Below are 14,929 nucleotides of genomic sequence, written 5' to 3'. Positions count from 1 at the left end.
CGGTTTCACCCGCGGCCGGAAAGACGAATTTGAGAAGGAGAGGGCTTGGCGAGCGGCCGGACTTCGCCTTCGACCTCGTTGCCGACATAGACGCCGAATGCATCTTCCGTACGTTCGCGCGCATAGCGGGCAAGCATCGAACGCACTGCGGGATCGGCGATCTTCAGATCCGCGATCTTCTCGATGTCGACAAGCCGCATCTGGCGATCGTCGGAATAGGGTCCCTCGACCGTTCCGCGATAATAAACATGCGTGCGCCAGGGTTCGGCGGCATCGTCCCACACCGCGAACAGGAAGCCGAGCTGGGCGTCTATGGCCTTGGCGGCAAGGCGCCCCTTGAGACTGCGCGCATCGTTCGGCGTGCCCAATCCGCGTCCGGCTGGCAATTCATGAAACCCATCGGCCGTTGCGAAGAACAGCACACGGCCCTCATTCTCGAGAATGGCGCCGATCTCCGTATCGGGGGGCGCCGCCGCCAGGGCCTCCTGGCTGAGGCCAGGCGTGACGTAGGTGCCTCTGCAATAACCGAGGGGCTGAGCTCCGTTGTGACTGAAGTCACGGACGCGGCCGATGAGGATCGAGTGATCGCCAGCATCGACCAGCTGCTCCATGCCGCAATCGAACACCGCAACGCAGCCGTCGATCAGCGGATTGCCGGTCCGGCCCGGTTGCCAGCTCACGGCCGCGAACTTGTCCGCTGCTTTGGAAGCGAAGATGCCGGAATGGGCCTTCTGGTCCTCTGACAGGATGTTGATGGCGAAACCTCTCGACGTCGAAAAAGCACTGTGCCCCAGCGCCCTCTTGGCGATGCAGACAAGCACCAGCGGCGGCTCGAGCGAGACCGAGGTGAACGAGTTGGCGGTGAAGCCGCGCGGTTCGCCTTCCGTGCTGATCGTTGTGACGATGGTGACACCGGTCAGGAAGGAGCCGAGCGCGCGCCGGAATTCGCCGCTGTCAAAGACTGCATCCGTCTCCGGGTTCACGCCAGCGTCTCCTGCCGTGTCGAGAAATTCCATGATGTGTTTGGTCACTTTTTCAGGTGAAGCCATTGCCATCATGTGCCTTTCTCCATTGAGCACGAGGCATTGACCGTGCGGCGCAAGCCTCGCCATCGCCGCCGACATGGCCGGGGTCGAATTGCTGTCTTGCGACCCGGTCATAAACAGGGCCGGTGCGGCAAGACTCGGGAGGGCATCGGCATGCTCGGCATCGGCACGGGCAAAGAGGCGATAGGTGCGCGCGTAGCCTTCGGGTTCGACCCTTTCAAGGGCGGCGCGCGCGGTAGAGGCCGCGTCGACAAGGTTCGCAGGCAGCGGGTCGCCGAACCAGCGGGCAAGTGTTGCCGCAATGGCGGAAGGATTGCCACGGGGGCCAAGCGCGGCCGCCCGCTCGCGCACGGCCTGCGTCAAGGCCGCGGGGCGGCGGAACACCGCGTTGAGGCACACGATGGCGCGAACGCGCAAAGGGGCGCGAAGGGCGATTTCCAGTGCGACCAGCGCGCCCATCGAATGGCCGACGATCGACACCGACGCCACGCCAAGATGGTCGAGCAGGCGAACCGCCTGATCGGCGAAATCCGACAGGCTGGCTTCTTCCGGCGGCAGCGGTGAAACGCCGTGGCCGAGCATGTCGATGGCGATCAGGTCATGATGGTCTTTCATCGCCGCGATCTGATCGTGCCAGATCGCGGCGTTCATGCCGACACCGTGAATGAGCAGAACCGGCGCGTCGGAGCCGGCGCGGATGAAGCCGGTGCCGTCCGGAGCCGTGTCCCGGACCCATGCGGTGGCAGCGACGTCAGCCATGCAGGTCTCCGACCTCCTTGAGGTCCTGATAGCGGTCGCCGATACGATGGTGCGGGCGGCCGCCAATCGAAGCGCCAAGCGCCACCACCAGTTCGTCGGGCGCGGGCGCGTCGCCGATTTGGAAATGTACGGTCAGATAGTGGGAGCGGCGGCCTTCGTCGTTCTTGTCCATCAGCGGGATCATGATCGGGGTGTTCGGCCCTCCGCGCAGATTGGTGAAGGCGAGATAGGTCTTGGCGCCGACCGCGCGACGGTAATGGTTGCCGAAATGCAGCGTATGGATCAGCGCCGATGCGTGCTCGATCTCGCCCGCCGTGCCGCAGACCGCGGCCTTGCCATAACCCTCTATTGCCTCGCCGGAACCGGCAACGGCGATAATCTCGCGGGTCAGCAGTTCGCCGAGGACGGGAGCAATGACACGGATCTCCGGCGACAGGTCGTCGGTGAAACCGCGGCCCGCCCAAGGGTTTGTCAGCACGGCGGCGACGCCGATCAGACGCAACGGTTTTGGGGCTTCCTTACCGCCCTCGACTAGCGTGTTCTCGATGTAGGTGACGATCTTTCGAATGGCTGGTTTCATGAAAGTCCTCGGTCGCCATGGCGCTGTGCAACGCCGAAATCTTTACATCATATTATGGTATACCATACTATGGAGCACCAGGAGCCTTGTCAATCGGCTATGGAATCTGTTTTGTGGCCGGATCGGGGTAGGGAGAGAAGATGTCAGGCGATACGCTGCGGATCGACCGCTCTGCCAAGACGCTGAGGACGCTGGCGCTGGAGCGCATGCGTGAAGCGATCATGGGCTTCCATTTCCAGCCTGGTGAAAGGCTGGTCGAGCGGCCGCTATGCGATCAGCTCGGGGTTAGCCGTTCCGTCGTGCGCGAGGTCCTGCGGCAGCTGGAGGCGGAAGGCCTGGTGCAGATGATACCGGGCCACGGACCCGCCGTGGCCAAGCCGGATCTCGGCCGCACCGACGAAATCTATGAATTGCGGGCGCTGCTCGAGGGCATCGCGGCGCGGGCTTGCGCCCTAACGGCCACGGACGCGCAGATCGCTTTGCTCGATGACGCCTTGACGAACCTGCTTGAGGCGTGGGCGTTCGGTGCGCCTGTCGAGGTGATGCGGGCAACGACCAAGTTCTACGAAACGCTGTTCGAGGCCGCCGACAAGCGCATTGCCTGGGAAATCGTGACGGGGCTGAATGTCCGCATCAATCAGCTCCGCTCAATGACGATCGCATCGGAGAACCGCCGCGAGCCGGCGATCGCCGAAATGACCGAAATCATGGATGCAATCCGGTCGCGCAAGCCGGACGAGGCGGAGGCGGCGGCGCGGCGGCATGTCGAATCCGCGTGGCAGATCGCCCGCAACACGCTTCGCCTTGGCTGACTGGTTTGCCGCCAACGCGGTTCATCGTTCCATGGAAGGCGTCTAACTGGTGCGTACAGCGAGGTGTGTGACGTGACCAAATTGCTTTCAGTTGCGGCGGCAAAATCGTATATCGGGTTTAGTTGGGTGTGCATCTCTTGCCAAATTGCTCTGTCATTCGAACGGAGTATCGGACGGACTGAGACAGAGAAAATAGTAAAATGAATATGCTACGTCACAAACTTGCCGTGGCGCCGATGATGGATTGGACGGACGTCGCGAAAAGCAAGGTATATTCAGCAACTTAGTGGAATGAATTCCTCTAAGTTGTACTGTCGTTGTACTCTTCCGGAGCGCATGGGCAAAAACCGGGGCGCATTTCGGGAAGGGGGACGAGTAGCGGATGGGCGGTCCTGCCGGTTATCTCAACTCCAGGCGCAACGAGGGCCACGGCAGCGCTAGTTACTTTGAAGGCACGTACTTCAGACAGTGCGATTTCGCGCCGCTTATCGTGGTATGAAGCGAGGTCCTGGAGATGAAGGCCTTTCCGAGCGACCGGTGATCTGGCTTTCGCTGGCTTTGAGCTTTGCCCTCCGAAGGCAGAGAATCCTGTCGGGTGCGTCAATTTTCTTTTGTAGTTCAATGTATTAGCTGGCGCGCGTACGAAATGTGTGTGCGCAAGGCAATGTGCCCGTAAGCAGTGGACCAAGCTTTTGGACACTAACTGACTAACGCATTGGTACAATTGGGCGTTGGATTCATTCATTTTTTGCGTAAGCGGCGCGGAATGGAAGTGCCGGCGGCCATGGGCTCGGCAATAGCGATTAATTTCCAATCGACAGGTGGCGGCAAGGCGGCGATCACGGTTGATTTTGTGCTGACGGCAAAGGAGGTCAATCCGGTTATCAAAGCCATGCAGGACGACGGCATCGAGATCACCGCGCTGAATAGCCACATGCTCGATGAGCAACCGCGGCTCTTTTTCATGCATTGCTGGGCGAATGACGATGCGCAAAAGCTGAGGAAAGGCCTGCGCAAGCCCTCGACAAGGTCGCCGTCAAGAAGAGCTAGGCTTCCGGTCCGCGTGCATCAGACGTGCCTCTTAGGCTGGTTCCTTCGAACCAACACCGCGCCGCGATGACGATCCCAGTCATAGCACCACCGATTGCAGCCCGGCTGTTCCCACGGGGTGGAAGCGCACCTGGGCCAGCAACCCCTTGCCTTCCGGACCGCTGTCCAGAACCAAATGCGCCCCATGCCGTTCGGCGATGCGCTGGACGATCGACAACCCTAAGCCGCTGCCCGGGATGTTCTGATTGCTGCCGCGGTAGAACCGTTCCAGCACCTGCGCCCGTTCATCCTCCGGGATGCCAGGGCCCTTGTCGCATACTTCGAGCACGACCTCATTTCCTTTCCGTCGCACCGCCACGTCAACCGTGCCGTACGCGGGGTATAGCGCATTTCCGGATTCATGCGGATTAACGCAACCCGTGCCAGATTCCGCCGCGACGTCTGACACCCAGTCGCCGGGATCGAAATAAGACCCAACTCAGCGAAGGTTCGCGCATTCCATTCCGACCCAGCGAGTCGGCTGCCAGGCGCATCCAATCCACCTGCGCGGGTGTCGGCTACCCCTCTCTGCAATCCAGGAAGGCGACAATGGCGTTGCCGTCCGTAAAGAACGGATTTCCTATGGCATTTTTGCCTGCCATCGGCTCGGTCACGACAGCTTCATCCATCTTTCCGGCGCATTTCGACTGAAGGAGGACGGCGCGCAATGCATCCCGCTCCTTGTCTATGTCCGGGTCCACCTGATGGATCAGGAGACCTCTTCCGCTTTTGGTTTTCGCTTCCTTGTCGAAATGAACAGTGCCGAGCCAAACCGAGCCGCCGGAAACGCGAAAGTCGGTCTCCCACAAATGCAGATGGTGTCGCTCTCGCGGCGAGCCCCCGGGATCCACATGTTGGAAGCCTCGTTTGTTGGGCTGTCCCTGCCAGAACGTTGGAAGCCCCGGCGCGCGTGGAGAAGGCTGGTTGTGTAGCTCCGCGACAACCAAGCGCCAGCTGCTTGAGAATGTGAGTCTGTCCGTCGGTTCCCATCCAGCCTGAGCAAAGGCGTTCTCCAGATCAGTCTCGCTTCCGATCAAAATGACGTTGATTGGCTCCATCGGCCTTCCAGTTATGTCTTCGCTGAACCGCGGCGCCAAGGCGAGCATCGCCGCCGGAAAATTCTCTTTGGGCAGGTCAATCGGTGCGTTTGTGGGTGAGCTTTTGTCAACAAACGGGTGCATGTGGTTGAACACGCCTACAAAGCCGGCCCAGACTATGACGAGAGCTATCCCCGCCGCCCTGGACCATGCTCCTCTCAGGCGCGCTATGGCGCCGGCGGCAGAAGCTCTCGCAACGCAGAAAAAGGTGATTGTCGCTGTGAGCCAGGCTGCGCCGAGGCCAAAACTCGCAATCACGTCAGATGGCCAATGGACTCCGAGATAGATCCGCGAGAAGCCGATGGCGAGCACTGTTGCAATCGTCATGGCCGCGATCGCGGCCTTCGCTTTCCAGGTTTTCACCTGGTCGATCGCGAACCACCCGACCAGTCCGTAGAAACATATCGCGACGAAGGCATCACCGCTCGGAAAGCTCGGACCTTGAGCCGGGATCAGTGCATTGGCCAGGTCCGGACGGGGGCGGCCAAAGCCGACCTCTCCCAACTGTACGAGAATCTCGCCGCCGCCAATCGAGACAAGCAGTGCCAGAATCCAAAGCCATCGGCGCGTGAGCGCAAGGTAGAGGCTCAGCAAGCTGGCGCCTGCGGTGACGACCTGCCAGTTCCCCAGATAGGTCAGGAAGAGCATGACCTTGCTCAGGCCGGGAGTACGATACATTTGAACCAAGGACAGGAGACGCAGATCGGCGAGAACGACCGCCTCGTTGGCGATCAAATCCTGAACGACCGAGAGGAAAAAGAACAGGCATACGGACGCCAGCGCTGCACCAACCGTCAGCCGCAACCCCAAATGGCTCGGAGCTGAACCGCTTGGCAAGCCAGCCCCGAAAACGCGGGTGGGATGCGATGCGGCGCTGAAGGCCCGGATTTCTCTGGATTGCCTTGCGGATGCACTGAAGCAGTGAGTTCGCCAAGCGCCGCATCAAGCCCACTCCGTTGCAATTTGCTGGAACAACATGTGTTTGCAGCGAACCTTTAAATGTCATGATTTTTCAAGGGAGGCGCGAGCACGCACACCGAGCGCGGCCTTATGCGGTAGAGCAATGGAGGTATCGCCTCGACAGTTTCGCCATCCATAGCGATGCGCAAATGTCGTCGGCGCGCTTTGATCTCCAGACTTTGAACCCGGAAGAGCTCGACATCGCGGACTGGGTCGATCAACCCTAGGGCGGCCTTGAATGGCAGCAGCGCGAGCGCCAGCCAGGATAGCGGCTTGACGACGTAGACGCACAGCTCTCCTGAGGTAAGGCTGCCGCGGTGGCCGAGCGCGCGCAAATCGTAGAAATTGTTGCCAACGAACACGCAAAGGGTCCGCTGTTCTGGCCCGTCGTCGACCGAAATCCTGACCCTCTTCCACGATGAAGCCCTGAGCGTCCGGACAAGCGCCGGGCCGAGCGCGGCAAACTTTCCCACCCTCAGCCGCATCTGCTCGGCGGTACGTTCGGCGACAAGAAACGGATAAATGCCGATGGATGAGTTGTTGAGGAAGACGCGGCCGTTCACCTCCGCAACGTCGACCTGCTCCACATGCTCCGCAGCGATGATGTCCATGGCCGCGTCCAGATCATTCGACAAACCGAGATCCCTGGCGAAATGATTGAGGGTACCGAGCGGTAGAACGCCCAGCACGACATCCGTGCCCGCGACGGCCGACGCCGCGGAGCCGAGGGTGCCATCGCCCCCGCCGACCACGAGGGTCCTTGGTTTGCCGCCGGGTGATTTCGCCGTGACAAAGCTGTGGGCCATCTCCGCGATCTGGCTCCCGCCCGCCATTCGCACCTCGGCTTCCAATCCGCGCGTCTGAAACCCGTTTCGAACGAATGCTTCGACATCGTAGTCGGCGCGCTGGATTGTGCCGGCGCTTGCATTGAGGAGGACCAGGACTGTCATGTGCGCGCCATTTGAGAAAGGGTGAGAATATCCCTTGGTTGCAGTTCTGTGGCCGCCTCACTGCCCAAAGCGTCGCGTCCGCTGCTGGAACGACCGGATCGCGCGCAAGAAGTCGATCTTGCGGAACGCCGGCCAGTACACGTCCGTGAAGTAGAATTCGCTGTGCACACTCTGCCACAGCAGAAATCCGGATAAGCGCACCTCGCCGCTGGTGCGGATGATGAGGTCTGGGTCGGGCAGATCAGCCGCGTAAAGGTGGCGAGCGATGGCTTCGGGGGTGACGTGCTCAATGATGTTCGGCAACGCGATCCCTCGAGCCGCCTCGTCTCGAAGCAGGGAGCGGACTGCGTCGGCGATCTCTTCGCGCCCGCCGTAGGCGACCGCAATCGTCAGCGTCAGGGAATCGTATTGCGCAGTCGCCGCTTCCGCCATTCGAATGGCAGCGATGACCGATCCCGGTAGGATGTCGAGTCTGCCGATTGCCCGCACCCTGATACGTTGTCGATGTGTGAGCGGATCGCCGGCAAGAGCGGCGATCTTGGACTCGACTGCCGCGAGAATCCCAGAAATTTCCTCGGGCGAACGTTTGAGGTTCTCCGTCGAGAACACCCAGAGCGTAACAGCAGGGATCTGCAACTCGGCACACCAACCAAGCACGTCGTCGAGCTTCTCAGCACCACGCCGATAAATCTCGTTGAAATCCTGCGATCCTCTTTGACGTCCATGGCGCCTGTTGCCGTCCAGGATGAAACCGACATGGCGTGGGAATACCCGTCCCCGAATCTGACGCAGCAGCCGACGCTCGTAGACCCAGTACAGCAGGTTAGCAAATCGCCACTTACTACTGCTTTCCTCGGACTTGGCATTTTGCTCTGCGTTCATATGCGGGCTATCCACCTTTCTCTGCCGGACCATACCCCCATAGCCGGGATCCCGACGTAGCTCCCGTCGCACCGCCCAGCCGAGCGAGCCCAATCAACCGGGCGGCATGATTGAAATTACCGTCTGGCAGAACCGTTCGATAGTGTTCCACCATCTTGATCAATTTGAATACTTCCGTCATCGGCCAGCAGAACTTGGCCGTCCCAGACGGCTGTCGAACCATGATCGGGCCGGGTCACCAGGCGGCTGGCGTCGAGGGACGCGGCAAGAAGGTCACGGGGTCCGTTCGCGTCGGGCTGCGCCTGCGCCACCGTGAAGAGGGGGAAGCGATTACCCAGCTGTTCCTCGACAGCGGACCCGATCCAGAGTTCCGTCAGGTGGCCGTTTCGGAGGTCAATGTCGGTCGCCCACATGCGAAGCACGAAACGCGAACTGGTCCCGCCCAACTCGGTGCGATGGACCAGCGTGAGGCTCGGTAGGCGCCCGCGCTCCATGTAGGGCGACGTTGGAAGGTCCATCGGACCGGGGCGCGGCGTGAACCAGGCGAGAGCGCCGGCCAACGTCCACGGATGCGGCGAGCGCCAGCCCTTTTGCGCCAGATCTGCTTTTAGGCGTTCCAGGCTTCCGGCCCATTGGAATGTCAACGGTTCCTCGATCTCGCCTGCGAGATCGATCCGCTGCCCGGGCATTTGCTGCCAATCCCGCGCCCACCAATCCGCCGCGAGGATCGACGGTGCCTCATATCGGACTGCGTAACGCTCCATGTCCTTGGCGTGGTTGCGGTAGACATGGAATCCACCTGCGAAGACCAGGCCGGCGCAAGCCACAGCCAGGAGACCTGCGGCGCCCTTTTCGGTCGGTTGATGATGCAAGTAGGCTATGCAGAGCAGGGCCAGCCACGTCGTCGCGAATGCCAGTCCGCCGGCCACGTCGGAAAACCAATGGGCACCGAGATAGAGCCGGGAGAAGGCGATCAAGGCAACCAAAACGGCCGCCGCGAGGGCCACCGGGAGACCCAAAGCCGGCCGGACGCTCCGAGCGATCAGGAAGGCCAGAAAACCATACAGGACGGCGTTTTCGGTGCTGTGGCCGCTGGGAAAGGAAAAATCGCTCCAACCGGAATAGAGGTCCCCGGTGGGACGCGCACGATGGAGCGCCACCTTGATGCCCGTGTTGATGGCTGCAGCGCCGCCGATGGCGGCCACCCAGTATGCCGCTGTGCGCCAGGTGCGCGTCCAGGCCAGCCATAGGAACACGACGACGGCAATCGCAATCACGACAGCCGTATCGCCCAGTTCCGTGAAGCCGACCATCAAGGAATCGCCAAACGGCGTCCGGAGATCCTGAAGGATGCGATAGACTGCGGCATCGGTGCGTACCAGCGGATCTCCGCTGACGACATCCTCGAGGATGCCGAAGAAAGTCCAGGCGGCCACGACGAGCAGCAGTGCAAGCGCCGCTAAGATCTTCGTTTCCTTCTGGGCCGGATCGAGCAACGAGCGGATTTGACGGCTAGTCCAGGTATCGCGGGCATCTGCCCAGCGTCTAAGGCGCTCCAGATAGACCAGAAGGATGGGAATGCCCCGGCGCACCGTGTGACGCACAACCCAAACGGTGACCCACAGGATGAAAATCAGCGCGACAAGGAGCACTGCGAGTCGGCCGGCGGCGGCGCCGGCAACGCTGAAATATGCGCCAACGAACACGCCAGGCAGGATGTGCGATGGCGCCCAGACAAACGCCGAGAGGATGTTGGCGTAGTAAAAACGGCGGGCCGGCATTCGCAACATGCCTGCCACGAGCGGGATAAAAGCGCGGACGCCCGGCGTGAAGCGCGCCAGAAAGACGCTCTTGCCGCCGTGCCGTTCGAAGAATGCCTCGCTGCGCGCGATGAGTTCGGGATATCGGTTCAACGGCCAACGCAGGAGGATTTCACGGTGGTAGCGATGGCCAAGCCAGAAAGACAGGCCATCGCCGACGATCGCGCCCAGAAAGGCTGCAATCAACATCGGCCAGAGCATTAGCACGCCGCTCGGGACAAGAGCGGCAAGGCCGACGATGATGGCCGTTCCAGGAACGACTGCGCCGATGACCGGAACGGACTCCGACAGAGCCAGCAGAAAGATCGCCGCATACGCCAGATGCGGATGCGAAGCGATGTAGTCCGTGAGCGCCGAGAAAAAGGACATTTATCGTCCCTCGTTTTGGCCAACGATCCGGAACACCCGGCGGAGGCTTTTTACGGGGGAGGGGCTCATTGCGAATTCGCTCCCCTGACCAGCCCCGGCGGCTTTGCGAAATCTTCGTGAATGATCTGCTCGGAGCCGGGAATGAATTTCCCGTCATGGCCGTAGCGAAGCACCACGACTGCATCGAAAACGCTTTCGGGCCAGTACCCATCGGGCAGGACTGCGTGCGGGTCGCCGCCAAGCGCCTCGATGATCCGCGGCAACGTGCTGTGATGCCACGCAATGAGCACGGACTTTCCGTGGGTTTCCGTCATCAACGCATGAACGAGGCCCGCGATGTCTTTATTGCTGAATCTCAAATCGATAGGAATCCCGAGTGCTCGGCTTAATGGCTCCAGGGTCAGACGCTCGCGCGCACTGTTTTTGGAATCGGCGGTCGCAATCAGCGTATCAGGGCGAAATGCAGCGCCGTTCAGCGTGAGATGCTGAAAATATCCGACATAGGCCTGCGCGCGCGACTCTCCCGCGGGAGATAGCCCTGTCCCGCTTTCGGGCTTTTCGGCATGACGTATGATCAGCACCGTCGCGTCCGCGAGCCCCGCCGTCGGAGTTTCGAGAGCAGCGCTGGTGGAAACCGGGGTCACCAGCGAGGTGACTAGCAAAGCCAAGACAAACGTAAGTACGCGGGACTGATCGAGCCAGCTCGATAAAAGGGGTTTGTGTGGCATGCGGAGCCTTCCCAATTCTGAGCTGCTGCCCTTGTCGCGACACTGCGGACTTTGCTGCCGCTCATTTACAGAATTCCGGTCACCCATCGATCAATGCGGGTGTCCTCCCGATAAGCGACCCGGACCAGCCCGGCGGCGACAAGGGCGGTAGCGACGCCGCCCAGGATGTCGCCGACATAATGGGTGCCGACGTAGACACGGGAAATCACGACGAGCAGGGCGGCTGCGAAGTACCACATCGCCTTCCGGGCGCGGGCGCTGAATGCATAGCTGAAGACGATGGCAAAGCTTGCGGTGGCATGATCCGATGGAAACGACGGATCGGCGCTGCTCGCGATAAGCAGGTGTGACACACCGGCGTCGTAGGGGCGCATGCGGTGGACCAGGAGCAGAATGATCTGGTTGAGAGCCAATCCAAGCAGGAACGACAGGCCGCAGGCAACCGCAACATGCCTCTCGGAGCGACCGCCGCCACCCCACCACCAGGACGCCACCACGGCCAAGATCAACACGGGCACGCCCGCCTGCGTGACGGCGATCATGAACAAATCGATCAGGTTGTTGTGCCCTGAAAGGTTGTTGATCCAGCCCGTGACCTGGGCATCCAGATTTTCCATTCCATCACCATTCCATTTCGAAAGAAATCGCGAGACGGCCCACTCTCATGACGCCTCCCGCTTACCCAACCGCCCGCTTACCCAACCGCGCTCGAACAGGAAGCAGGCCCACCAAGGTCAGCACGGTGAAGACAGCGCCTGCGAGAAACGTGCCTTGTGGCCCCATCGCATCCCAGAGAGCCCCTGCGACCACGCTGGCAATGAGGAGCGCCACGCCGGTGACGAGGTTGAACATGCCGAAGGCGGTCCCGCGCAATTCCGCCGGGGCGGCATCGGCGATCAACGTTGCCAGCAATCCTTGCGTAAAGCCCATGTGCAGCCCCCAGAGGACCACGCCGAGCACAAGTCCGAGTGTCCCCAGCGCAAAAGCGAGAACCAGATCGGCGGCGAGGAGCAGAAACAGGCCAACGATCAAGATTGTCAGGCGGTTCACACGATCAGACAGCACGCCGACGGGATAGGCCGACAGTGAATAGGCGAGGCTCATGATCACCAGGACAACCGGGGCCAGCACCATCGGCAGACCGATGGATTGCGCACGCAAAATGAGGAATGCTTCGCTGAAGCGAGCAAGGGTGAAAACTGTCGCGATTGCCACGACCCACCAGTAGGTCGCTCCCAGCCGGTGTAACTCGTCGCGATGCAGCGGCATGCGGACAGGGCGTTGCTCCTTCGGGCGCTCCGGCTCTTTCACGGCGACAAGGATCAGTCCGACCGACAGGAATGCCGGAATGGCGGCGATCCAGAATACCGTCTTAAAATGAAAGGCTGTCACCCACATCAGGCCGATGGCGAGGAGCGGACCGAGAAACGCACCGATCGTGTCGAGCGACTGGCGCAGGCCAAAGCTCGCGCCACGCAGATGCGGCGGGGCGATGTCGGCGACAAGCGCGTCACGCGGCGCGCCGCGAATGCCCTTGCCAATCCGGTCGATGAAACGCGCTGCGACGAGCCAATCGATCGAGGGCGCCAATGGGAAGATCGGCCTGGTGAAGGCAGCCAGGCCGTAACCGAACGCGGCGAGGAGTTTGCGCTTGCCGAGCCAGTCGCTCAATGCTCCGGAAAAGACCTTGGTGATCGAGGCGGTCGCTTCAGCGATGCCCTCGATGACGCCGACGGTAAGGGCTGAAGTTCCAAGCACCGTCACCATGTAGATGGGCAGCAGCGCGTGGATCATCTCCGACGAGATGTCCATCAGCATCGAGACGAAGCCGAGGACCCAAATGCCCGCCGGAATCCCCTGCCGGGCTCCCGGGCGATCCGTTGTCTCGGTTGTCATCGCGCCTGTTCCGTCATCCTAGCCGCTCACCTCACCGATTTTCATCGTGTGCGTCGAAGACCCGTTGAGCGTAACTGTCGAGCAAAGCCTCGCAGGCCCGCAGACGTTCGGCAGCTTCATCAGCAAGTGATGCACCGTAGAAATCGAGCTTCTTGATCTTCTCCAGCCAGCCCTGGAGCTTCTTCAGATCGGTGTCTTCCTCTTCGAGTTCGGCATAGGTGAACTTGTTGATCGTGATCTCCTTGGCGATCTCGACCTCGAAGCCGGCGCACCGACCGAGAAACTCGCGGTACTGGTCGTCGCGATCCGCCTTGAAGCGGGCGACTACCTTGTCCTCTTGAGCGCGATCAAGGGCGACCGTCTCCAGGATGACGGATTCGCCGCCCATCTTGGAAATATCGTTCTCCAGCATTTTTAGCCGACGCACATGATCGTCCGTCTTCGGCAGCAGACAGACACCGTTCTGAAGGTAAATCGCGCCCATGCCCTTCAACCGCCGCCATAGCGCAACGCGCTTCGTGGCGGGCTCCGGAGGCACCTTGTACGTCAATAGAAGCCAAGTTGGGACAACCATCGCAGCAACATGATGTAACGGCTGTAACAAGTCAACGACAACGCGCCCCGCTTCGACCACCTGAAGGCGTTCTTGAAGGGCTCGGAGGCTCTGACGAAACGAGCAGTCGCACTTGAGAGGCACTCCTTAAACAGGAATGGAGGGAGCTGCGTCCCCAGCAATGAGCGTCCGCAAGGTGTCAGTGGCTGCCCGCTCCGCCTCCCACACAAGCCTTCCTGAACCCCATCTGAACGCCGCCTTCAGCATCGGTTCGAACGGCATCTCCTAAAAAGAAGCCGTTCAACTCGCGGTCCCGTCCGCTAAAGGAGACGCTCTCATGATCCGCAATTCTTTCATCGCAACCGCGCTCGCCGCTCTTGTCGGTATCACCGCCGTCGCCCCGGCCATGGCCAACGATGTACGCATCGAGCAATATGGCTGGTCGAACTCAGCCGGCGGCGCCCAGAACGGTTTCAAGAACCGTATCCGGGTCTACCAGAACGGCCGCTTCAACAAGGTGATCGGTCAGCAACGCGGCCGCCACAACCTTTCGGCCATCGGCCAGGAAGGCGTCGGCAACTATGGCGCCACCTACCAGAACGGCGACCGCAACGTGGCCGGGGTCGGCCAGTTCGGCTCGAACCATACCACCATCTTGACCCAGGACGGCAACGGCAACATCGCTGCCGGCGTGCAGGTGGGTCATGGCTGTGATGCCAATGTCAGCCAGGGTGGCAGCGGCAATGTCGCCGCTTTCGTCCAGGCCTGCCAGTAATCGGCAGCACGAGCAGGCGACCGCGGAAAGTGTCTGCGGTCGTGGCTAACGAACGCCAAGGAGACGAACCATGCCACGCATAAGCAAACACCCCTGCCGCGTCGCGGCACTCGTCTTGGTCCTGGTCTCGGCCAATGCGCTGGCAACCATGGCCACCGCCAACCAGCCCGTCGGGCCGGTGCGCTGCGAGATCCGTGTCAAGCCGGAAGGCGACATGGTTTCGCTGGAGGCGCTCGCCCATGTCGACAGAAACGTGAGCGGCACCTATTCCTTCCATGTCGAAAGTGCCGGACGCACGGGCGGCACCAATATTGAGCAGGGCGGCGCTTTCAGCGCCGCGCCGGGCCCCGCCATGCTCGGCACCGTCACGCTTGACGCGAAGGGCGGCATCTACGACGCCAAGCTCGAGGTAGCCGTCGGCGGCAAGAGCATCGGCTGTGCCGAGCGGGTCGGTGGCGCAACCTGATCGCGTCGCCAGGTTTACGAAAAAAGGCGTCGGGGTCGGGGCGCCCTTTTTTATGAGCGTCGGGCCTGGGCACAATGACTGAACCACAGCTGAACGACCAATTCCGGCAGGGTTCAGCGACGAAATGAGAAGGTTGGCACAAGGCTA

The 14,929-nt window shown here is 61.2% G+C and carries 14 protein-coding genes and 1 pseudogene; 4 read left to right on the top strand and 11 right to left on the bottom strand.

All coding sequences use genetic code 11. From position 1 onward, the window contains the following. Positions 1-5: 5 nt before the first annotated feature. Entirely contained in the window at positions 6-1,805 is a 1,800-nt protein-coding gene (locus tag NKH21_RS25300) for an alpha/beta fold hydrolase (RefSeq protein ID WP_352868198.1), read from the bottom strand. After that, positions 1,798-2,385 carry an amino acid synthesis family protein gene (locus tag NKH21_RS25295; protein ID WP_352664996.1) on the bottom strand — a complete coding sequence of 196 codons (588 nt, stop codon included), beginning with the start codon at positions 2,383-2,385 and terminating at the stop codon, positions 1,798-1,800. The genes NKH21_RS25300 and NKH21_RS25295 overlap by 8 nt, the downstream gene beginning before the upstream one ends. Positions 2,386-2,525: 140 nt before the next feature. On the opposite strand from NKH21_RS25295, the gene NKH21_RS25290 reads away from it, so the two are divergent. Both NKH21_RS25290 and NKH21_RS25285 read left to right on the top strand, forming a co-directional pair. Further along, positions 2,526-3,197, top strand: a complete 672-nt coding sequence (locus NKH21_RS25290) for a GntR family transcriptional regulator (RefSeq protein WP_352664994.1) — start codon at positions 2,526-2,528, stop codon at positions 3,195-3,197. A gap of 763 nt (positions 3,198-3,960) precedes the next feature. Further along, positions 3,961-4,247 (top strand): annotated as a pseudogene (locus NKH21_RS25285) (DUF1259 domain-containing protein); the annotation flags it as partial. A gap of 79 nt (positions 4,248-4,326) precedes the next feature. On the opposite strand, the gene NKH21_RS25280 reads toward NKH21_RS25285, so the two are convergent. From NKH21_RS25280 to NKH21_RS25240, 9 genes are all read right to left on the bottom strand, one after another. Then, positions 4,327-4,695, bottom strand: coding sequence for a sensor histidine kinase (locus tag NKH21_RS25280; protein ID WP_352868194.1), 369 nt, complete (start codon positions 4,693-4,695; stop codon positions 4,327-4,329). A gap of 109 nt (positions 4,696-4,804) precedes the next feature. Next, the gene (locus tag NKH21_RS25275; protein ID WP_352868191.1) at positions 4,805-6,187 is read right to left on the bottom strand and encodes an LssY C-terminal domain-containing protein; all 1,383 of its coding nucleotides are present in this window, start codon (positions 6,185-6,187) and stop codon (positions 4,805-4,807) included. Positions 6,188-6,378: 191 nt separating this feature from the next. Continuing rightward, on the bottom strand, positions 6,379-7,293 hold the full coding sequence (locus NKH21_RS25270) for a diacylglycerol/lipid kinase family protein (protein ID WP_352868188.1): 915 nt from the start codon (positions 7,291-7,293) through the stop codon (positions 6,379-6,381). A gap of 57 nt (positions 7,294-7,350) precedes the next feature. After that, positions 7,351-8,175, bottom strand: coding sequence for a polyprenyl diphosphate synthase (gene uppS / locus NKH21_RS25265; RefSeq protein ID WP_352868185.1), 825 nt, complete (start codon positions 8,173-8,175; stop codon positions 7,351-7,353). Positions 8,176-8,291: 116 nt separating this feature from the next. Further along, positions 8,292-10,364 carry a bifunctional DedA family/phosphatase PAP2 family protein gene (locus NKH21_RS25260; RefSeq protein WP_352868183.1) on the bottom strand — a complete coding sequence of 691 codons (2,073 nt, stop codon included), beginning with the start codon at positions 10,362-10,364 and terminating at the stop codon, positions 8,292-8,294. Between the two features lie 65 nt (positions 10,365-10,429). Beyond that, positions 10,430-11,092, bottom strand: coding sequence for a flagellar basal body-associated protein FliL (locus NKH21_RS25255; protein WP_352868180.1), 663 nt, complete (start codon positions 11,090-11,092; stop codon positions 10,430-10,432). A gap of 65 nt (positions 11,093-11,157) precedes the next feature. Beyond that, positions 11,158-11,709: a phosphatase PAP2 family protein gene (locus NKH21_RS25250; RefSeq protein ID WP_352868177.1), complete on the bottom strand. Its 552-nt coding sequence runs from the start codon at positions 11,707-11,709 to the stop codon at positions 11,158-11,160. A 61-nt stretch (positions 11,710-11,770) separates the two neighbouring features. Continuing rightward, positions 11,771-12,988: an MFS transporter gene (locus NKH21_RS25245; RefSeq protein WP_352868174.1), complete on the bottom strand. Its 1,218-nt coding sequence runs from the start codon at positions 12,986-12,988 to the stop codon at positions 11,771-11,773. A gap of 31 nt (positions 12,989-13,019) precedes the next feature. Next, positions 13,020-13,562 (bottom strand): Chromate resistance protein ChrB, encoded by a 543-nt coding sequence (locus tag NKH21_RS25240; RefSeq protein ID WP_352868249.1) that lies wholly within the window; start codon positions 13,560-13,562, stop codon positions 13,020-13,022. Positions 13,563-13,878: 316 nt separating this feature from the next. Here NKH21_RS25240 and NKH21_RS25235 point away from each other — a divergent pair, with 316 nt between their 5' ends. After that, positions 13,879-14,316, top strand: coding sequence for a curlin (locus NKH21_RS25235; RefSeq protein WP_352868171.1), 438 nt, complete (start codon positions 13,879-13,881; stop codon positions 14,314-14,316). Positions 14,317-14,386: 70 nt separating this feature from the next. After that, positions 14,387-14,782 carry a curli-like amyloid fiber formation chaperone CsgH gene (gene csgH, locus NKH21_RS25230; RefSeq protein WP_352868168.1) on the top strand — a complete coding sequence of 132 codons (396 nt, stop codon included), beginning with the start codon at positions 14,387-14,389 and terminating at the stop codon, positions 14,780-14,782. The last annotated feature ends 147 nt before the right edge of the window (positions 14,783-14,929 follow it).

The sequence above is a fragment of the Mesorhizobium sp. M1329 genome (assembly GCF_040318035.1).
In the GTDB taxonomy this organism is placed as follows: Bacteria; Pseudomonadota; Alphaproteobacteria; order Rhizobiales; family Rhizobiaceae; genus Mesorhizobium.
The sequence above is the reverse complement of the archived record's forward strand: the minus strand, read 5'-3'. Positions and strand labels throughout refer to the sequence as shown.